This window comes from Streptomyces sp. HSS9-12 (genome assembly GCF_054963655.1).
On sequence record NZ_JBUEGC010000019.1, the window covers coordinates 55641 to 74844 of the forward strand.

The 19204-nt window shown below is 70.5% G+C and carries 18 protein-coding genes and 1 pseudogene; 7 read left to right on the forward strand and 12 right to left on the reverse strand.

Going from position 1 to position 19204, the window contains the following annotated elements:
* The first annotated feature begins 139 nt into the window (after positions 1–139).
* Positions 140–1864, forward strand: a complete 1725-nt coding sequence (locus tag ACY34J_RS12725; protein WP_462726571.1) for a threonine/serine exporter family protein — start codon at positions 140–142, stop codon at positions 1862–1864.
* Positions 1865–2434: 570 nt separating this feature from the next.
* On the opposite strand, the gene ACY34J_RS12730 is transcribed toward ACY34J_RS12725, so the two are convergent.
* A complete protein-coding gene (locus tag ACY34J_RS12730) occupies positions 2435–3124 on the reverse strand; it encodes a DedA family protein (protein WP_462726526.1) in 690 nt (229 codons plus the stop codon).
* Positions 3125–3359: 235 nt separating this feature from the next.
* On the opposite strand from ACY34J_RS12730, the gene ACY34J_RS12735 reads away from it, so the two are divergent.
* Complete coding sequence (locus ACY34J_RS12735) at positions 3360–3728, forward strand: YbjQ family protein (protein ID WP_462726527.1); 369 nt, start codon at positions 3360–3362, stop codon at positions 3726–3728.
* A gap of 186 nt (positions 3729–3914) precedes the next feature.
* Here the strand turns inward: ACY34J_RS12735 and ACY34J_RS12740 are convergent, their stop codons facing one another.
* The gene (locus ACY34J_RS12740; RefSeq protein ID WP_462726528.1) at positions 3915–4673 is read right to left on the reverse strand and encodes a MerR family transcriptional regulator; all 759 of its coding nucleotides are present in this window, start codon (positions 4671–4673) and stop codon (positions 3915–3917) included.
* Between the two features lie 178 nt (positions 4674–4851).
* Here ACY34J_RS12740 and ACY34J_RS12745 point away from each other — a divergent pair, with 178 nt between their 5' ends.
* Positions 4852–6279, forward strand: coding sequence for a glutamate decarboxylase (locus tag ACY34J_RS12745; protein WP_462726529.1), 1428 nt, complete (start codon positions 4852–4854; stop codon positions 6277–6279).
* Positions 6280–6369: 90 nt separating this feature from the next.
* Here the strand turns inward: ACY34J_RS12745 and ACY34J_RS12750 are convergent, their stop codons facing one another.
* The 5 genes from ACY34J_RS12750 to ACY34J_RS12770 form a co-directional block, all read right to left on the reverse strand.
* Positions 6370–6780 (reverse strand): VOC family protein, encoded by a 411-nt coding sequence (locus ACY34J_RS12750; protein ID WP_462726530.1) that lies wholly within the window; start codon positions 6778–6780, stop codon positions 6370–6372.
* A 71-nt stretch (positions 6781–6851) separates the two neighbouring features.
* Entirely contained in the window at positions 6852–7484 is a 633-nt protein-coding gene (locus ACY34J_RS12755; RefSeq protein WP_462726531.1) for a PadR family transcriptional regulator, read from the reverse strand.
* Between the two features lie 42 nt (positions 7485–7526).
* On the reverse strand, positions 7527–8063 hold the full coding sequence (locus ACY34J_RS12760; RefSeq protein WP_462726532.1) for a DinB family protein: 537 nt from the start codon (positions 8061–8063) through the stop codon (positions 7527–7529).
* Between the two features lie 97 nt (positions 8064–8160).
* Positions 8161–9618: an aldehyde dehydrogenase family protein gene (locus ACY34J_RS12765; RefSeq protein WP_462726533.1), complete on the reverse strand. Its 1458-nt coding sequence runs from the start codon at positions 9616–9618 to the stop codon at positions 8161–8163.
* An 86-nt stretch (positions 9619–9704) separates the two neighbouring features.
* On the reverse strand, positions 9705–10601 hold the full coding sequence (locus tag ACY34J_RS12770) for a helix-turn-helix domain-containing protein (protein WP_462726534.1): 897 nt from the start codon (positions 10599–10601) through the stop codon (positions 9705–9707).
* A 282-nt stretch (positions 10602–10883) separates the two neighbouring features.
* Between ACY34J_RS12770 and ACY34J_RS12775 the strand changes: the two genes are divergently transcribed.
* Entirely contained in the window at positions 10884–11378 is a 495-nt protein-coding gene (locus ACY34J_RS12775) for an ATP-binding protein (RefSeq protein ID WP_462726535.1), read from the forward strand.
* A 39-nt stretch (positions 11379–11417) separates the two neighbouring features.
* On the opposite strand, the gene ACY34J_RS12780 is transcribed toward ACY34J_RS12775, so the two are convergent.
* Together ACY34J_RS12780 and ACY34J_RS12785 are read right to left on the reverse strand one after the other, a co-directional pair.
* A complete protein-coding gene (locus tag ACY34J_RS12780) occupies positions 11418–11657 on the reverse strand; it encodes a DUF397 domain-containing protein (protein WP_462726572.1) in 240 nt (79 codons plus the stop codon).
* A gap of 130 nt (positions 11658–11787) precedes the next feature.
* A complete protein-coding gene (locus tag ACY34J_RS12785) occupies positions 11788–11934 on the reverse strand; it encodes a hypothetical protein (RefSeq protein WP_462726536.1) in 147 nt (48 codons plus the stop codon).
* 101 nt (positions 11935–12035) lie between these two features.
* Here ACY34J_RS12785 and ACY34J_RS12790 point away from each other — a divergent pair, with 101 nt between their 5' ends.
* Entirely contained in the window at positions 12036–12455 is a 420-nt protein-coding gene (locus tag ACY34J_RS12790; RefSeq protein WP_462726573.1) for a (2Fe-2S) ferredoxin domain-containing protein, read from the forward strand.
* A 17-nt stretch (positions 12456–12472) separates the two neighbouring features.
* On the opposite strand, the gene ACY34J_RS12795 is transcribed toward ACY34J_RS12790, so the two are convergent.
* The 3 genes and pseudogenes from ACY34J_RS12795 to ACY34J_RS12805 form a co-directional block, all read right to left on the reverse strand.
* The gene (locus ACY34J_RS12795) at positions 12473–14563 is read right to left on the reverse strand and encodes an FUSC family protein (protein WP_462726537.1); all 2091 of its coding nucleotides are present in this window, start codon (positions 14561–14563) and stop codon (positions 12473–12475) included.
* Positions 14564–14887: 324 nt separating this feature from the next.
* On the reverse strand, positions 14888–15373 hold the full coding sequence (locus tag ACY34J_RS12800; protein ID WP_462726538.1) for a DUF1275 family protein: 486 nt from the start codon (positions 15371–15373) through the stop codon (positions 14888–14890).
* Positions 15374–15395: 22 nt separating this feature from the next.
* Positions 15396–15581: pseudogene (locus ACY34J_RS12805) on the reverse strand (DUF1275 family protein); the annotation flags it as partial.
* A 212-nt stretch (positions 15582–15793) separates the two neighbouring features.
* Between ACY34J_RS12805 and ACY34J_RS12810 the strand changes: the two are divergent.
* Both ACY34J_RS12810 and ACY34J_RS12815 read left to right on the forward strand, forming a co-directional pair.
* Positions 15794–17545: a bifunctional 3'-5' exonuclease/DNA polymerase gene (locus ACY34J_RS12810; RefSeq protein ID WP_462726539.1), complete on the forward strand. Its 1752-nt coding sequence runs from the start codon at positions 15794–15796 to the stop codon at positions 17543–17545.
* A 4-nt stretch (positions 17546–17549) separates the two neighbouring features.
* Positions 17550–19085: an ATP-dependent DNA ligase gene (locus tag ACY34J_RS12815; RefSeq protein WP_462726540.1), complete on the forward strand. Its 1536-nt coding sequence runs from the start codon at positions 17550–17552 to the stop codon at positions 19083–19085.
* Positions 19086–19204: the final 119 nt, after the last annotated feature.

Genomic DNA, 19204 nt, shown 5'->3' on the forward strand with positions numbered 1-19204 from the left:
GCGGAGGCGGCCGCGGAGCATGCAGGCGGGCATGGTGGGCAGCCGGGTGGACATCCGGCATCGTGGCCCGGTGACAACGAAGGGGCGGGCAGAGCTCGACAGACAGGAGGAGGAGCGCAGCAGCGTGGTCGCGAACCCAATGGGGGCACGCTCCCAGGTGACGCCCGGGGGAAGTAGCTCGGGGCGGAACGGCGGTGGGCCGGAAACCGAGCCGTCGGACGACCGCAAGCCCCAGTCGGACGAGGCGCACAGCGCCTTCACACCGCCGCTGGGCGTACCTCTGCCGCCTCCCCCCGAGGACGACCATCCGACCTCCGAGTTCGCCATCCCCAGCGGAGTCGTGCCCGAGCCGCCGACGGAACCGGAGGGTTCGGCCTTCACTCTGCCCAAAGGGCAGGCGCCGCCGAACGGCCAGCCGCAGAGCTATACGGCCTTCACCCCGCCGCACGGGATCCCGCAGGTACTGCTGGCCAAAGAGGCGCCGTGGCAGGACCGGATGCGCACGATGCTGCGCCTGCCGCTCGCCGAGCGTCCGCTGCCGGAGCGGGCGGAGCGGCACGAGGACGAGACCGGTCCCGCTGTCCCGCGCGTACTCGACCTGACCCTGCGTATCGGCGAACTGCTGCTCGCCGGGGGCGAGGGCGCCGAGGACGTCGAGACCGCGATGTTCGGCGTGGCGCACGCGTACGGGCTCGAGCGCTGCGAGCCGAACGTCACCTTCACTCTGCTGTCGGTGACCTACCAACCGTCGCTGGTCGACGATCCGGTGACGGCCAGCCGGACCGTACGGCGTCGGGGCACCGACTACACCCGGCTGTCGGCCGTCTTCCGGCTGGTGGACGACATCACATCGGACGATGTCGAGGTCACGCTCGAAGAGGCGTACCGGCGGCTCGCCGAGATCCGTCGAAACCGCCACCCATACCCCGGCTGGGCTCTGACCGTCGCGGACGGCGCGCTCGCCGGTGCGGCGAGCATGCTGGTCGGTGGTGAGTGGCTGGTGTTCATCGCGGCGGCGATCGGCGCGATGCTCGGCGACCGGCTGGCGTGGCTCTGCTCGGGGCGCGGCCTGCCGGAGTTCTACCAGTTCGTGGCGGCGGCCATGCCTCCCGCCGCGGTGGGGATCGCACTCAGCCTCGCGCACGCGAGCGTGCAGGCCTCGGCGGTGATCACCGGTGGGCTCTTCGCGCTGATCCCCGGGCGAGCTCTGGTCGCCGGCGTCCAGGACGGGCTGACCGGCTACTACATCACCGCGTCCGCGCGTCTGCTGGAGGTCTGCTACCTCATCATCGGCATCGTCGTCGGTGTGCTGATGGTGCTGTACGGCGGGGTGCAGCTGGGCGCCACTCTCAACCCTGACGAGGCGCTGGCGTACGACTCACGGCCGGTGGTGCAGATCCTCGCCGCGATGCTGCTGTCGCTGGCGTTCGCCCTGCTGCTGCAGCAGGAACGTCACACCGTGCTGGTCGCCACACTCAACGGCGGGGTCGCGTGGGTCATCTACGGCGCGCTGGCCGACGTGGGAGGAATCTCGCCGGTCGCGGCGACGGCTGTCGCCGCCGGGCTCGTCGGCCTTTTCGGGCAGCTGCTCTCGCGCTACCGGTATGCGTCGGCGCTGCCGTACGTGACGGCGGCCATCGGGCCGCTGCTGCCCGGTAGCGCGACGTACTTCGGGCTGCTGAGCTTCGCCCAGGGCGACCTTGACGGGGGCTTTGCCTCGCTGTCGAAGGCGGTGGCGCTGGCCCTGGCGATCGCGATCGGCGTGAACCTGGGTGGGGAGATCGCGCGGCTCGTCATGAAGGTGCCGGGCGGGGCGACGACCGGCGCGGGCCGCCGCGCGGCGAAGCGCACGCGCGGCTTCTAACGGGGCCCTCGCCGGGCAGGCCGAGGCGACGGCGCGAACCCCGCCCAGGCCAATGCCCGTCCGTGGCGCTCCGCGAGGGTTGTCCCACCGAACAATCCGCTGCGACGACACGGACAGCAGCGAGGCAACGGCGCCGCGCGTCACGCAGCGACGCGCGATCGATGGCCGGCCAGGCAGGAAAGTCCCGGCCCGCTCCGCGGAGCGGGCACCGGCCAGACCTACCGCTTGTCGGGCAACCGCGCTGCGCAACCGTGCGCAAGGCAACCGCAAGGGCGTCCGCTTCCCTTGCCCGCCACGGAGGTCTTCGACCACGATCCAGCGCTCGGGCCACAGCCCAACCCACAACCGCCAGGTACCGCCAACGGCCGGGCACGAGCCGACAAGCCCGACCCTGGTGCGCAGCCAGCCCCACGGGCACCACAAGAGCCCCCGCCTTCCCCTACCGCCAAACGGAGCTCTTCGACCACGATCCAGCCCTCGGGCCACAGCCCCACCCACAACCGCCAGCCAACGGCCGGGCACGAGCCGACAAGCCCGGCCCTGGTGCGCGGAGCGGCCCGCCGGCGAGGCTTACCGCTTGGCGTGGCGGCGGCGCTGCGCTGCCGGGCCCGAGGCGACGTCGGCAGGGGCTTCCTTCTTCGCCTTACTGCGGGCGCGGAGATATTCGATGACGATCGGGACCACCGAGAGCAGCACGATGGCGACGAGGATCATCTCGATGTGCTTGTGGACGAAGTCGACCTGGCCGAGGAAGTAGCCGAGAAGCGTCACCCCCGCGCCCCACAGAGCGCCACCGATGATGTTGAAGGTGATGAAGGAGCGGTAGTTCATCCGGCTGACGCCCGCGATGATCGGCGTGAATGTCCGGACAATCGGGACGAAGCGGGCCAGGACCAGCGACTTGGGCCCGTACTTCTCGAAGAACTCGTGCGCCTTCTCGACGTTCTCCTGCTTGAAGAACCTGGAGTCGGGACGGCGGAACAGCGCGGGCCCGACCTTGCGCCCGAAGAGGTAGCCGACCTGGTCGCCGAGGATCGCCGCCAATACGACGAGCAGGCAGACCAGCCACAGCGGGTAGTGCAGGTACTGGTGGGTGGCGACCAGCAGGCCCGTGGTGAACAGCAGTGAGTCGCCCGGCAGGAAGAAGCCGATGAGCAGGCCGGACTCGGCGAAGACGATCGTCAGGATGCCGATCAGACCGAACGCCTGGATCAGATAGTCCGGGTCCAGCCAGTTGGGGCCGAGCGCGAGGGTGGTCACGGTTGACAGGCTCCTGGGTCGAGGGCGCAGGCTCAAGCGGGGCCCGGCAGGTATCTGGGCTTGGTAGCGGCCCAAAGCTATCAACGTTGATTGGACGCCTTCGGTTCCACCGGTCCCCAAGCCACTGAGCGGCGGAGCGGCCCCGCCTGGCCGAGCGGGCCGGAACCCTCCGCACAGCGCTCAAAGTGCGCCTCCGCAGACAGCGGGTGATCATGCCGGGGAGGAGGTGGATGCCATGGGCATCGACGAGTACGGCGGCGGACAGGAGCCCCAGCCCGACGTCCTGGTGGTCACGACGAACGATGTGCCGGGCTACCACGTGCAGCAGGTCATGGGCGAGGTCTTCGGTCTTACGGTGCGTTCGCGCCACCTCGGCAGTCAGGTCGGCGCCGCCCTGAAGTCGGTGGTCGGCGGGGAACTCAGGGGGCTGACCAAGACCCTGGTCCAGACCCGGAACCAGGCCATGGAACGGCTGGTCGAGCAGGCCCGGGCCCGCGGCGCCAACGCCGTGCTCATGATGCGGTTCGATGTGACGGACGCCGCCGACGTCGGCACCGAGGTGTGCGCGTACGGCACCGCGGCGGTGATATCCCCCCAGGCCTGAGCCGCGCGCGAGCCCGGTCGGCAAGGCTCGGCAAGACAGCGCCCCCGGCCCCGCACTTCGCGCCGGGATTCCGCCACGCCCGGCCACCCGCCCCGAGATGGGGCCAGGTGGCCGGCTCGAGACGGCGCCGCACGCGCTGTCGGGCAGCCCGGCACCAGGCGGCCGGGATGCCCGGACCCGGAGTGCTCAGACGTTCCGCACCGCGTTGGCGAGGATCGCGTCGCGCACGTACACGGCCAGACCGCCGCGTACCGCCTCGTAGGTTGCCGTGAAGCGCTCGTCCGCGACATACATCTCGCCCAGCCCGGTGTGTATGTCGTAGGTGCAGTCGTAGAAGAAACGGCTGATCAGCTGCCGGTGCTGCTCGGCGAGATCCATGGCCTGCTCACCCGACGCCGGCGCGCCGGACGCCAATAGCTCGCCGAACCGCTCGGTGATGTCCTGCTGCTCCCGGGTGATCCGCAGCCAGTCCTCCTTGGTGTAGCCGGCGGTGCGGCGCTGCGACTCCCGGTAGGCGTCGGTACCGCCCCACCGCTGTTCGGCCTTCTCCGCGTACTCGTCGGGGTCGAAGTCGCCAAAGACCTCGAACTTCTCCTCAGGCGTGAGACTGATGCCCATCTTTCGTGCCTCCATGGCGTGTTCGACGGCGGTGGCCATCTCCTGCAGCTTGGCGATCCGGGTGGTGAGCAGCTGGTGTTGCCGACGCAGGTGCTGCACCGGGTCCGCCTCCGGGTCGTCAAGGAGGGCCGCCACCTCCTCGAGCGGAAAGCCGAGCGCCCGGTAGAACAGGATCTGCTGCAGCCGGTCGAGGTCGGCGTCGTCGTACTGCCGGTGGCCCGCGGGGCTGCGGGTGCTCGGGGAGAGCAGCCCGATCGTGTCGTAGTGGTGCAGGGTGCGCACCGTGACGCCGGCGAATCCGGCGACCTGTCCGACTGAGTAGCCCATGACTTCCGCTCCTTGTCGTGTGCGCTCCTCAGCCTGAGTCCTCACGTCGCGTGAGGTGCAAGTCGTGCCGTCTGCCTGGTAGGCGATGCGTACCAACCGAACAGGCCCTGTGGGTGTTATGCCCGTATCGTCACTGATTGGGGCGGCAGAAGAACCATCACAAGGAGGCCTGTCCACCATGGCTCTGCACCTGGGCGCGAGCAATGGGGCCGACGGACGCGGGCTGTCGGTCAATCCCTTCTACTGGGAGGCGAGCCCCATCGCCGGCATGGCTGTGTCGCCTCCGCGCCACCGCCTCCCGGACAACCCGCTGCCACCGGACACCGCCCACCAGATCGTCCACGATGAGCTGATGCTCGACGGCAACGCGCGGCAGAACCTCGCCACCTTCGTCACAACCTGGATGGAGCCACAGGCCGGCGAGCTGATCTCCCAGTGCCTCAACAAGAACTTGGTCGACAAGGACGAATACCCCCGGACCGCCGAGCTGGAGCGGCGCTGCGTCGCGATCCTGGCCGACCTCTGGAACGCCCCGGACCCGGCCAGGACCGTGGGCTGCTCCACCACGGGGTCAAGCGAGGCGTGCATGCTCGCGGGACTGGCCTTCAAACGCCGCTGGTCCCTGCGCACTGCGGCACGACAGGGCGGCGACCGGTATCCGGCGAGCGCCCGGCCCAATCTCGTCATGGGGGTGAACGTCCAGGTCTGCTGGGAGAAGTTCTGCAATTTCTGGGAGGTCGAGGCCCGTCAAGTCCCCATGGAGGGCGCACGCTTCCACATCGACCCGCAGGCCGCGGCGGAGTTCTGCGACGAGAACACCATCGGCGTCGTGACCATTCTCGGCTCGACCTTCGACGGGTCGTACGAACCGGTGGCGGAGGTATGTGCGGCACTGGACGACCTCCAGGAGCGCACCGGGCTGGACGTGCCGGTCCATGTCGACGGCGCGTCGGGCGCGATGGTGGCTCCCTTCATCGACGAGGACCTCGTCTGGGACTTCCGGCTGCCGCGCGTGGCCTCGATCAACGCCTCCGGGCACAAGTACGGCCTGGTGTATCCGGGTGTGGGCTGGGCCCTGTGGCGCACATCCGCCGACCTCCCCGAAGATCTCGTCTTCCACGTCAACTATCTGGGCGGCCAGATGCCGACCTTCGGCCTCAACTTCTCCCGCCCCGGAGCCCAGGTCGCCGCGCAGTACTACACCTTTCTGCGGCTGGGCAGGAACGGCTTCCGCGCGGTCCAGCAGACCTCGCGGAACGTGGCCCGCTCGCTGGCCGACCGGATCGGGGCGCTCGGCGACTTCCAGCTGCTGACCCACGGCGACGAGCTGCCGGTCTTCGCCTTCACCACGGCCCCACGCATCGAGAACTACGATGTCTTCGACGTGTCCCGGCGGCTGCGCGAGTACGGCTGGCTCGTACCCGCCTACACCTTCCCGCCGAACCGCCAGGACCTGTCCGTACTGCGCATCGTGTGTCGCAACGGCTTCTCGGCGGACCTCGCCGACCTGTTCATCGAGGACCTGCGCCGGCTGCTGCCCGAACTCCGAAGCCAGGCCGCCCCCTTGAACCGCCCCGAATCGATCGCAACCGCGTTCCATCACTGACCCCCTCCCGCACGCACCCCCGTGAGCGTCGCGCACTTCTACTACACCGCTCGCCGGCCCGAGGTTCCCGCCCGCCGCCCCCGCCGCGCGCTACGCCTCCTCCCCCACCCCGGTTGGTGCGCCGGTCACCCACTGGACGAGCTGGATGACCACACCGCCCGGGGCGGTCACCTGGAAGAACCGCTCCCCCCACGGTTCCGTCTGCAGCGGCGTGGTGATCTGCACGCCTTCGGCACGCAGTCGTGCGTACTCGCCGTCGATGTCGTCCACGACGAAGGCCACAAGCACGCCGTCGGCGCCATGACCCCGCATGCTGTCGGGTTTGAAGCTCTCGAGTCCGGTGCGCAGAAATATCAGGTTGAACCCCGCGTCCGGCCGGGACAGGGACACGAAGCCGTCGGCTGCCATGTCCCGGCTGAACCCGAAGTGCTGCTCGACGAATGCGGCCGAGGCGGCCACGTCGTCGACGTTGAGCGACAGGGCGGAACCGGTGATCTGCATACACCATCCTTTAGTCAAGTTTGACTACCTACCGCGACCATATCCCCGGCCGAGCATCTAGTCAAACTTGATTAATCCGCGCACTTGTCGTCGACCGGGTACGGATTCGGGGTTCCCTCGGGCAGCACGCCCACGAAGGGCTCTCCCTCCCCCGCCATGACGTACGCCCCGCCCTCCAGCCGCTCGATCAGCCCCCGCGTCCACTCGGCCCCGCTGTCCGCGGAGTGCACCCACAGCCCCATGATCTCGCCGATGTGGCCCAGCGACTCGGGTCCCTCCTCGGGCGTGTAGTGCTCCTTGACCGTCGAGCGCCAGCTCTCCAGCGCCGCGACCCGCTGCTTGAGCAGCGCGATGGCCTCGGCCCGAGGCAGGTCCACCATGAAGCCCACCCCGGCCGTGAGCATGTCGATCTTCTGGTCGTGGCGGGTAAGGGCCTCACGCAGCAGCGAGAAGTACTCCTCCTCGCCTTTGTCCGTCAGCTCGTACTCGGTGCGCGGCGGGCCGCCGGCCGTGCTCGGCGCGACGTCATGGGCGACCAACAGCCCCTGCTTCGCCATCTGCTTGAGAGCGTGATAAATCGAGCCGGGCTTGGCGGTGGACCACTCGTGCGCGCCCCAGTACTCCAGGTCGTTGCGCACCTGATAGCCGTGCGCCCGCCCGTGTTGGCGAACCGCCCCCAGCACCAGCAGCCGGATCGCTGACATCGCCCGTCTCTCCCCATCCGCCCGTATCCGTACGGGCCCAGACTAGGCTCCTGCCCGCGCGACCAGCTCGAAGGCCGTCGCGCCGTCGATCGACTCCCGGATGATGTCGGCGTGGCCGGCGTGCCGGGCGGTCTCTTCGATCAGATGCAGCAGGAGCCAGCGCACCGAGTGGCGGCTGCCCGACGGGTACCAGGGGGCGTCGGGGAGCGGGAAGGTCACGTCCAGGTCGGGCGCGGAGTACACGAACTCCTCGGTGTCCCTGGCCACCTCCTCCCAGAAGCCGAGCACGCTCGCGACCGTCTCGTCGCCCTCGAGCCGGAAGCTCGACTCCCGGTCCGATGCGTCCCGCTCGATCAGCGGCGGCAGCTCCTGGGCCGTGCGGACCCAGCCCTGCTCCAACTCCGCAAGATGCTTGAGCAGCCCGGCGAGCGACAGCGCGCTCGCGGTGGGCTTGCTCGTCGCCTGCTCCTCGGTGAGACCGATCAGGGCCCGGCGCATCCCGCCGCGCTGAGCCTCCAGGAAGGCCAGCAGAGCGCCCCGCTCGTCACCGGGGGCTTCCGCCTTCACATGGGTGGGCATCGGGTTCCCTTTCGTCGTGCCGCCCCTGACGCTCGTGACGTTACGGATCTTCGCTGTCGACCCCGCCCCGACCGGCACGCGACGCGACGGAAAACACCTAGAAGGGGAAGGCGCTCCGGCCGTGCTGGATGGAGATCCACTTCTGGGTGGTGAAGGCCTGGACCATGGAGTCCCCGTTGAGCCGTCCGAGGCCCGAGTGCTTTTCGCCGCCGAAGGCGACGATCGGCTCGTCGTGGACCGTGCCGTCGTTGATATGGATCATGCCGGTCTCGATGCGCTGCGCGAGCCGTACGCCCCGCTCGATGTCGCCGGTGTGCACCGCACCGCTGAGCCCGTACGGGGTGTCGTTGGCGATCCGTACGGCCTCCTCCTCGCCGTCGAACGGCACGATGAGCGCCACCGGACCGAAGATCTCCTGCGCCAGCACCGGCGAGTCCGCGGGCACCCCGGTGAGCACGGACGGAGCGACGACATTGCCCTGGGTCCGGCCGTGCACCACCGCGGTCGCCCCCTCCTCGACCGTCTGCTCGACGAGCGCCGATACCGTCTCGGCCTGCGAGGAGTTGATCAGCGGGCCGATGTGAGTCTGGGGGTCGGCCGGGTCGCCCACCTTGAGCGTCTTGACCTTGGCGACGAACTTCTCGGTGAACTCCTTCTCGATGGCGCGGTCCACCAGCAGGCGGTTGGCGGCCATGCAGACCTGGCCCTGGTGTACGAAGCGGCTGAAGACCGCGGCGTCCACGGCGTAGTCGATGTCCGCGTCGTCCAGCACGATGAGCGCGCTGTTGCCGCCGAGTTCCAGCACCACGTGCTTGAAGTTCGCGGCGCAGACGGTGGCGACGTGCCGGCCGACCTTGTCCGAGCCGGTGAAGGAGATCACCTTGGGCACCGGGTGCTCGATGAGCGCGTCGCCGATCTCCGCGATGTCCGTGATCACCACATTCAGCAGACCGGACGGCAGCCCGGCGTCCTCGAAGACCTTGGCGACGAGAGTGCCACCGACGATCGGCGTGTTCTGGTGGGGCTTGAGGACGACTGCGTTGCCCAGCGCCAGTGCCGGAGCAACCGACTTGATCGACAGCAGGAAGGGGAAGTTGAAGGGGCTGATGACGCCGACGACGCCGACTGGCAGCCGGTAGAGGCGGTTCTCCTTGCCGTCGATCGGGGAGGGCAGGATCCGCCCCTCGGGTCGCAGCGCCAGCTGGATCGCCTCGCGCAGGAACTCCTTGGCCAGGTGCAGCTCGAAGCCCGCCTTGAGCCGGGTGCCACCCAGCTCCCTGATGATCGCCTCGGTCAGCTCCTGCTCGCGGTCCTCGATAATGCGCAGGGCGCGCTCGAACACCAGGCGGCGCGTGTACGGGTTCGTCGCGCCCCATGCACGCTGGGCACGCTCCGCTGACCGATAGGCCTGGTCCACCTCGTCAACAGTGGCCACGGTGATCGAAGCCAGCTTCTCCCCGTCGTAGGGGTTGAAGTCGATGATGTCCCAGGAACCGCTGCCGACCCGCCACTCACCGTCGATGTACTGATGGGCCAGCTCTGTGAAGTAGGACATGCCATCCCTGTCTGGAGGCCGAGGTACCCGGTGGAGCACCTGTCGGACGGTTCTAGCTCCTGATAGCACTTCATCGTACTGTCGCATCAGGTGTGTTGGAGGATCTTGGCCAGCAGATCCCGGCTCGCCTCCTGGGTGAGACTGTCGGTGCGCAGCCGCTCCATCGCCTGGACGTAGTGGGCAACCTCATCGCGCTTGTCGAGGTACAAGGCACCGGTGAGCTGCTCCAGATAGACGACGTCGGGCAGGTCGGACTCGGGGAAGCGGAGCACGGTGAAGGCACCGCTCTCGGCCGCATGGCCGCCGAACGCGAAGGGCATGATCTGCAGCGTGACGTTCGACCGCTCGGAAACCTCGATGAGGTGCCGCAGCTGGCCGCGCATGACCTCGCTGCCGCCGTACGGGCGGTGCAGCGCCGCCTCGTCGAGGATCAGCTGGACCTCAGGCCCGCGCTCGGCGACGAGCAGCTTCTGCCGCTCCAGGCGCAGGGCGACGCGCCGCTCCACCTCCTCCGGGGCGGCGTCGGGCTGGCCGTTGACGACGACCGCGTGGACGTAGCCTTCGGTCTGCAACAGGCCGTGGATGAACTGCACTTCATAGGCGGCGATGGAGGAGGCGGCGGCTTCGAGTCCGATGTACGTCTGGAACCAGCCGGGCAGGACATCGCCGTAACTGTGCCACCAGCCGGTGGCGTTGGCCTCCCGGGCCAGGCTGAGGAGGGCCTCCCGCTCGGCTCCGTCGGTGACGCCGTAGAGCGTGAGCAGGTCCTCGACGTCCCGCGCCTTGAAGCTCACCCGCCCCAACTCCATGCGGCTGATCTTCGATTCGGACGCACGGATCGAATAGCCGGCGGCTTCCCGTGTGACGCCTCGGGATTCACGAAGGCGTCTGAGCTGGGAGCCGAGGAGGATCCGACGCACCACCGAGCCGCTCGATCCTCCCGAAGCGACGCTCGGTCCACTTCCCGGCTGCACTGTGCTCATGTCCCGACTGCCGTCCTTCGTCCGTGATGCACTGCGACCGTCACCGGCGAAGTCTGCCATCTTTGGGCTTCGTTGCGTGCCTGCGCGGTTACACAGAAGAGAAGTAGGCGACCAGAGTACGAAATTGGACAGCGGAAGATTTCTCCCCTTACCGGCATGTACACCCGCAAGGCAGGCGCGTGCACGTGCATCTGCCCTTGCATCGGCCGTGCGCATTGGGAACGATGGGCATGCACACAGCACGATGCATTGACCGATTCCTATTGGGCCAGGAGAGCTCGCATGGGGACCGAAGGATCGACCATGCTCGAGCCGTTAAGGCAGGGCCTCCCACCCATCGACCCCGCGGCCGTGTCGAATTCCGTCTCCTGCGCCCTGGCCGCTCGCTATGAATCCGTCAAAGGCGCCCGGCAGTTCACCAAGTCCGCACTAGGACAGTGGGGGCTGGGCAACCAGTTCGACACCGTGGCGCTGGTCGTCTCCGAACTCGTCACCAATGCGCTGCGCCACGGACTGCCGAGTTCGTCCCCGCCACTGCCGGAGCCCCCGGTCCGTCTGCATCTGATGTATCGGGCCTCCCGCCTCATCTGCGCCGTACGAGACCCCAGTGACGAAAGCCCGGTCGCCGGAAATCCGGTCTCGGGCGATCTTGACGATTCGGCGGAGTCGGGCCGGGGACTCCATCTCGTGGACGCCTTCAGCGACACCTGGGGCTGGCATCCGCTGGCCGGAACCTTGCGCGGCAAGGTGGTCTGGGCGCTCTTCCACCTGCGCTGACCGGCCGGCCCTCTGCCGCTCCACGCCGGCCATCGGCCGCTAGCCGCCGACGAGATCATCGAATTCGCCGTCCTTGATACCGAGCAGGAGCGCCTCGACCTCGCCGGGGGTGTAGATGAGCGCAGGCCCCTCGGGGAAGCGCGAATTGCGCATCGCCACATCGCCGTCCGGCAGCTTGGCGAACTCCACGCACGCGCCCTGCGAGTTACTGTGCCTGCTTTTCCGCCAGACGACGCCCTGGAGATCCGTGGCCGCCATGCCGTTGTACGGGTGGTGCACAGAGCTCTCCCCGGGCGCAAGTGGTGTAGTCAAGCTGTCAACTGCCGGGGATCATATCTGCGTTCCCGTGCTGCTGCATGAGCATATGCACGTGCACCAGCTGTGGCGGGTTGGCTACGTGGCGGATTCGCTACCCCGCCTTGGAGGAGTACGGCAGCAGCGCCATCAGGTGCAGCTGGGAGAGCAGCGCGAGGTCGGCCGGATCAGGCTCCTCGCCATGCTCGGTGAGGGCGATGGCGAGGCCCGGCGCGCGGCCGCGCTGCGACCGGGCCTTCATCGAGAGGCACCGGCACTGTCCGATCTGCCGCCGGTACGGCCGCAGTTGGCCCGCCGACAGCGACGTTGCCCTGGCAGCCGCCCGTACGATCCGGAACCGTGATGCGCACTCCCCGTGGAACCTTTGACCTGTCCGTGCGGTCGTATCCGGCCCGTCCCTGCACCGTCGTGGTCTGCCGGGGGTGCTGCTGCGGCAATCCACACAAGCACCCCGAGGCCGACCATCAGTGGCAGCTGGAGCGGTTGCTGGCTGCCGCCGCGGACTCGGGCGGGCGGCTGGAGGTGCGCACCACCGACTGCCTGGGGCCGTGCGCGCAGGCCAACGTCGTCGTGGTCCAGCCGTCGAGCGAGGGACGGCGCAAGGGCGGCCGCGCTACCTGGATCGGGTGGGCCATGGACGACGACTGCACCGATGACATTCTCGCCTGGACCGCCGCCGGCGGGCCGGGCGAGGCAGAGCCACCGGCCACGCTCACTCTGCAGTTCGTCCCGGCACCAAGCGCTTCGCGCACCCGGAGCTGAGCCGGCGAGTCGACCGGTCAACCGCCGCGGCTGTCCAGCGGGGAGGCGCCAACCGCGGCCGTGAAATCCTCCAAGGCCTCCAGCATCAGCTCCACACCGCGCTGGACGACCGGATCCTGATCGCCGGCGCTCGCCCAGGAGTCCAGGGCCTCCTCCAGGGCGTCCCAGCGCGGAGCCCGGCCCTCGCGCACCGCTCGCGCGCCCTGCGCCGTTGCCTCCCGGAGCGCTTCAGCCACCCGCGCGGCGCCAGGAACGGGCCGTGCGCCCCACTCGGGCAGGTGACCTTCCATCAGCATGGCCGCCCTTGAGAGCGCCCACAGCGCCTTCTCGGCGTCGTCCGCCGCGGCGCGGGACAGCCCGCGGTGCCGGACGGGCTCCAGCACCGCCCGTGTGGCGGCGTCCTTCCAGGCGGCCCGCGCGGCCCGTGCGGCAAGCAGCGCATCGCGTACCTCCGCGCGCCGCTCGGTCGTGGGGTCCGCATAGCCGGCGATCACGGCGGCGGCGTAACGCCCTGTCGCTTCAAGCCAGTCCGCGAGCCGGTCCCGCAGCCGCGGCGTCTCCCAGGCCGGGAAGACCGCGTACGCCACCATCGCCAGGGCCCCTCCGAACAGCGTCAGCAGCACCCGCTCAGGCACTGTCTGCATCCACTGTTCCCCTCCCATGCCCAGCAGGAAGACGACGTACGCGGCCGCGCACGCCTGCTGGACGGCGTACCCCGTACGGATCAGGAGGTACAGGGCCGCGGCGGAGGTCACTGCCAGGGCGGCCAGCAGCGTGGTGTCCGGGCCGGTCAGCCGTACCACGCCCGTGGCGACTCCCACGCCCACGAGAGTCCCGGCCAAGCGGGCGACCGACCGCGCGTACGTCTGGTGGAAGTCGGGCCTCATGACCATGACCGAGGTCAACGGCGCCCAGTAGCTGTGCCCCAGGGGCAGTGCCGCACCCAGCAGGTTGCCGAGCGAGACCACGGCCGTCAGGCGCAGCGCGTGCCGGAAGATGGGCGAGTCGCGGCGCAGCTCGGCCCGCATCGACCGCAGCACGATCGGCACCATCTGCGGCACGGTGGGGCGCAGCAGCGGGGTCGCATCCGCAGCCGCGGCGGACGAGGTACGGGCCGAGGAACCCGTGCCGTAGACCGCCTCGACCAGCTCGCCCAGCGAGGCGATCAGCCGGGTGGCCGCCCGGTGGGCCGGACCTGTCAGCTCCGGGCCGCCCTCGGCAATCCGCAGCACCGACACGGCCTCCGACGGCAGCGGGGCGGGTTCCCCTTGACGGATCGAACTGGCCACGGCGTCCAGGACGGACGCTGTGGCGCCCAGCAGTTGCCGTACCCGCCCGCGTTCCTGTTCGTCCGCCGTGGCCCCGACCGCCGGGTCGGCGAGGGATGCGAGTACGGGCCGGATGCGCTCGACGAGCCCGCGGCTGCCGTGCAGCTCGGCGGGCCGCCGCCGGGCCTCCCATGGCGTCATGGTGGCAGCGCGGCGCGCCGTCATCAGCGGCTCCGGGTCGAACGGTGCCCAGGGGTCCTCCCGCAGCCGCCGGGCGTAGTCGGCCACGGTGGCGACGGCATCCGCGAGCGCGTCCCGGTGGCGGCCCCACTTGCGGATCGGAAACAGCACGATCAGCCCGGCCTGCACCAGCCCGCCCAGGGCGATCATGGCTGCGTGCCCCAGAGCTTGCAGGACGGTTGTCGGCAGGGTGACGGTCACCAGCATGATGCCGACGGTCAGTGACGCGGTCAGGCCCGCGGTAGTCCCAGCTGCCCACGCCATGCCCGCGACGAACGCCCATACCGCGAGCACGACGGCGAACAGCAGGGCATGCGACACGGCCACATAGCCCACGAAGGTGCTGACCGCGAGGCAGGAGCCGGCGATCACGGCCAGCACGGGGCGGGAGCGCCAGCTGCGGTGGAACGGCACGCTGCCTGCGGCGAAGGCGCCGAAGGCGGAGGATGCGGCGAAGGCCGGAGAGACCAGCCACAGCGCGAGCCAGACGACGATGGCGACACCGGCCGCTCCGCGCAACGCGACCAGCGGCTCGAGCCGCCCCCGCTCGATCGTCAGCCCGGAGCGCGCGGTCTCCTTCAGCGCGCGCAGCCAGCTCACGCCCCGAGGATATGCACAGACAGGACAACCCCGGCCACCACTCGCCGGGCGCCGCGTGCCCTCCAGCTCGGCCGCACAGGGCTGCGCGCGAGGGACAGCGCGGAGCAGGGTGGTGCAGACTGATCGGCGCGCGCCCGATGGTGCACGCGCGCGTGGGCGTGGCGCGCGGCGGACAGGCAGCGGGCTGAGCGACGGGGGGAGATCCAGTTGTTCGCGGAGAGCGCCGAGGTGCCGGCGGAGGGCCTCGAGGCGGAGACCGCGCACCTGGCGCGCTGCACGGGTCGGGTCCGCGCGCTGTCCGTACGGACGGTGTGAGCGGCCGGACTACGCGGGCGGCCGGACGCGCGGCCCCAGCCCGTATGCGACGGCGACGGCCATCACGGTCCCGGCGGCCACCAGCAGGGGCACCGCCGGCCGCCATCGCGCCTGCAGCATCAGACCGCCGGCGAGCCCGCCCAAGAACATCGCCAGCACTGCCCCCATGCGACGCAACTGTGGTCCGCCCGTCGGTATCGCGCGCCGCTCCTCAGCGACCGCCGCCTCGTCGAGCAGACGGGTGAGGGTGCGGGTGAGCACGGTCGTCGTCAGATCGGGGATGCCTGCGCGCAGGGTGGTCACATTGCGCACACCCATCGCCACGGCGACCAGGGTGATCACCAGATAGCGCCGGTCGGACGACAGGACGCCGACATCGGTCATCTGCCATACAAGCAGCGCCGCGCCGGCCAGCAGCACGGATTCGGCCACCAGCCCCACGACGAACCACCGGCGCCGATGCGACAGCATCCGCTGCTCGATCCGGCTGCCCACTACTGCCCGCCAGTGAGGCCGACGTCCGGAGGATCGACAGGCCTTGGCCCCCGGCGATGGCGAACGAGAGCAGCAGGATGTTGCCGGTCATCATGGCGGTGAAGACATGGCCGAGGGCGAGGTAGCTCACCGCGTCGACCATCCCCGTGGTCATGGTGAGCGCGATCAGGGCCACGGTCACTCGCCGCTCCGGCTTCACGGCCGGCACCTTGTCACCACTGACGCCGCTTCAAGCCGGCAAGCCATCGCGTTCCCCTCGCTCACTCCCGCCACCCGATGTCGCCCCCACCCGTCCGGCCGCTCGTCGGCGTCTCTTCCCGGAAGGCGGGCGGGAGCATCCAGCCGCTGGGCCATCTGCCGCAGCGGCCCGTTGGACCCGTTGTCGTACCCCGGTGCGAGACTCGCAGCGTGCGCTGGGCGATGGCGGAGACGGAGGACGGCGGCGCCCGGATCGTTCCCGTGGACGGCGAGGGGCGGCCGGCCGGGCCGGTCGTCGACGTGCCCGCCGACGGGCTCGCGGACGCTGTCCGGTCCCGTCCGGACGCCGGCCGCTGGGTGTGGCGGTCCACCGCCGAGTTCCACCCCCGCCTGCTCGCCACGGGCGTCCGCGTCGAGCGGTGCTACGACGTGGAGGCTGCCGAGGCGCTGCTCCTGGGCCATGAGGGCCGGTGGGGCGAGCCGCGCTCGCTCGCCGCCGCGTGGGCGCGGCTGCACCGTCTCCCCGTCCCCGCAGACCCGCCCGTACGGGCCACGGAGCCGCAGCCCTCCCTCTTCGAGCCGGGCCCGCGGCCCCTGCCGCCCGGCGTCGATCCGCTCAGCAGCCTGCTGGAGGTGTACGCCGAGCAGCAGCGCCGCCACCGCGCCGCCGTGCACCCGGACCGGATGCGGCTGCTCACGGCCGCCGAGTCGGCCGGGATGCTGGTGGCCACCGAGATGACCCGGGCCGGGGTGCCCTGGCGGGCGGATGTGCACCGGGAGCTGCTGGCCGAGCTCCTCGGCGAGCGCTATCCGGGCGTCCAGGAGCCGCGGCGGCTGGCCGAGTTGGCCGACGAGGTGTCCCGCGCGTTCGGTGGGGTACGGGTGCGGCCCGACCTGCCCGCGGACATCATCCGGGCCTTCGCCCGCGCGGGTATCGCCCTGAGCTCCACGCGCGCGTGGGAGCTGCGCCGGATCGACCATCCGGCCGTCCCCCCGCTGCTCGCGTACAAGAAGCTCTACCGCGTGCACACGGCGCACGGCTGGTCCTGGCTGCAGTCCTGGGTACGGGACGGCCGCTTCCGCCCCGCGTATGTCCCTGGGGGTACCGTCTCCGGCCGCTGGACCACCAACGGCGGCGGGGCGCTTCAGATCCCCAAGGTGGTACGCCGGGCGGTCGTCGCGGATCCGGGCTGGCGGCTCGTCGTGGCCGATGCCGACCAGATGGAGCCCAGGGTGCTGGCGGCCGTCTCCCGCGACCCGGGCCTGATGGAGGTGGCGAGCCACCGCGGCGACCTGTACGCAGCCCTGTCCGACCGGGCCTTCGCGGGCAACCGCGACCAGGCGAAGCTCGCGCTGCTCGGCGCCGTCTACGGCCAGACCTCCGGCGATGCCCTCAAGTGGCTCGCCGATCTGCGCCGCCGCTTCCCGGCCGCCGTCGCCTACGTGGACGACGCGGCGCGCGCGGGCGAGGAGGGGCGGCTGGTGCGCACCTGGCTCGGCCGGACCTGCCCGCCCGCGGCGGCGACGCAGGACGAGGCCGAGACCCCACCGCCGGAGGAATCCGGCTCGGCGCAGGGCCTGTACGAGTACGGGTACGCCTCCCAGGACGCCCGCGCCCGCGGCCGATTCACCCGCAACTTCGTCGTTCAGGGCAGCGCCGCCGACTGGGCCCTGCTGATGCTGGCCGCTGTGCGGCAGGCGCTGGCCGGCCTGCGCGCGGAGCTGGTGTTCTTCCAGCACGACGAGGTCATCGTGCACTGCCCCAAGGAGGAGGCGGAGGTCGTGACCGAGGCGGTACGGGCCGCGGGCGAACGCGCGGGCCGGATCGCGTTCGGCGAGACTCCCGTCGCCTTCCCCTTCACCACGGCGGTGGTGGAGTGCTACGCCGACGCGAAGCAGCCAGCGGCCCATTCCACCGCGAACGCCGCGAGTGCTCCGGGCGCTGTGGACATCACGCCGTCGAGGGCAGGATGAGGCCATGCTGCTGGCTGACATCGCCCGGACGTCGCAGGAGGTCGCCGCCACCCCGGCGCGGAGCGAGAAGGTCGCCCTGCTCGCCAGGCTGTTCCGCTTGGCGGAGCCCTCCGAGGCAACCGTGGTGATCACCTATCTCGCGGGCCGCCTACCGCAGCGCAAGCTCGGGGTCGGCTGGCAAGCCCTGCGCGAGCCCGTACCGCCCGCCACCGAACCGGCCCTGGCGGTGCTCGAGGTGCATGAGCGGCTGAGCCGGATCGCGGCCGTGGCGGGCAAGGGTGCGCAGGCCGAACGCAAGCGCCAGGTGCAGGAGCTGCTGTCGGCCGCCACCGCCGAAGAGCAGCGCTTCCTCTTCGGCCTGATCAGCGGCGAGCTACGGCAGGGGGCTCTGGACGCGTTCGCCGTGGAGGGGTTGTCGGCGGCGGTCGGCGCCGACCCCGCTGACGTACGGCGCGCGGTGATGCTGGGCGGCTCCATCGGCGCGGTGTCCGAGGCGCTGCTGGCGCGCGGACCGGACGCGCTCGCGGACTTCCGGCTCGAAGTGGGCCGTCCCGTCCTGCCGATGCTCGCACAGACCGCCAAGGACGTGGCGGAGGCCCTGGACCGGCTCGGCCCGTGCGCGGTCGAGGAGAAGCTCGACGGCATCCGCATGCAGGTGCACCGGGACGGCGAGAACGTACGGATCTGGACCCGCACGCTGGACGAGATCACCGAGCGGCTGCCCGAAGTCCTGGATGTCGTAGGGCAGTTGCCGACGGACCGGCTGGTCCTCGACGGCGAGGTGATCGCGCTCGGCCCGGACGGGCGGCCGCGCCCGTTCCAGGAGACGGCGGGCCGGGTCGGCTCCCGGCTCGACATCGCCCGTGCGCAGGTGTCGCTGCCGCTCTCGCCCGTCTTTTTCGACCTGCTGGCCGTGGACGGCCGGGACCTGCTCACCTTGCCCTTCGAGCAGCGCCACGCCGAGTTGGCCCGGGTCGTGCCGGAGCCGCTGCGCGTACGCCGCACGGTGGTGGCGGATCCGCACGATGCGCAAGCCCGCGCGCAGGCACGGGAGTTCACCGCCCAGACGCTGGCGCGCGGCCACGAGGGTGTCGTGGTCAAGGCTTTGGACTCCGCCTACAGCGCCGGCCGACGCGGCGCGTCCTGGCTGAAGGTGAAGCCCGTCAACACACTGGACCTGGTCGTACTGGCCGCCGAGTGGGGCCACGGCCGACGCACCGGAAAGCTGTCGAACCTGCACCTCGGGGCCCGCCGGCCGGACGGCTCCTTCGCCATGCTCGGCAAGACCTTCAAGGGGATGACGGACACGCTGCTGGCATGGCAGACCGAGCGACTGCAGGAGCTCGCCATCAGGCACGAGCCGTGGGGGGTGGTCGTCCGGCCGGAACTCGTGGTCGAGGTGGCCTTCGACGGGTTGCAGCGCTCCTCCCGCTATCCCGTCGGAGTGACGCTGCGCTTCGCGCGCGTGCTGCGCTACCGCGAGGACAAGCCGGCGGACGAAGCGGACACAGTGGAGACGGTCCTGGACCTGGGCCGCTGACCGTCCACCAGTTCCCACGGCGCCTGCGGGGCCGCTCCCCCGTCGGTCCCGCAGCCGCCCTGCACGACGCCGGCAACGCTAACTCAATCTCCGACAGCCTCGTCAGCGAGCGGGACAAG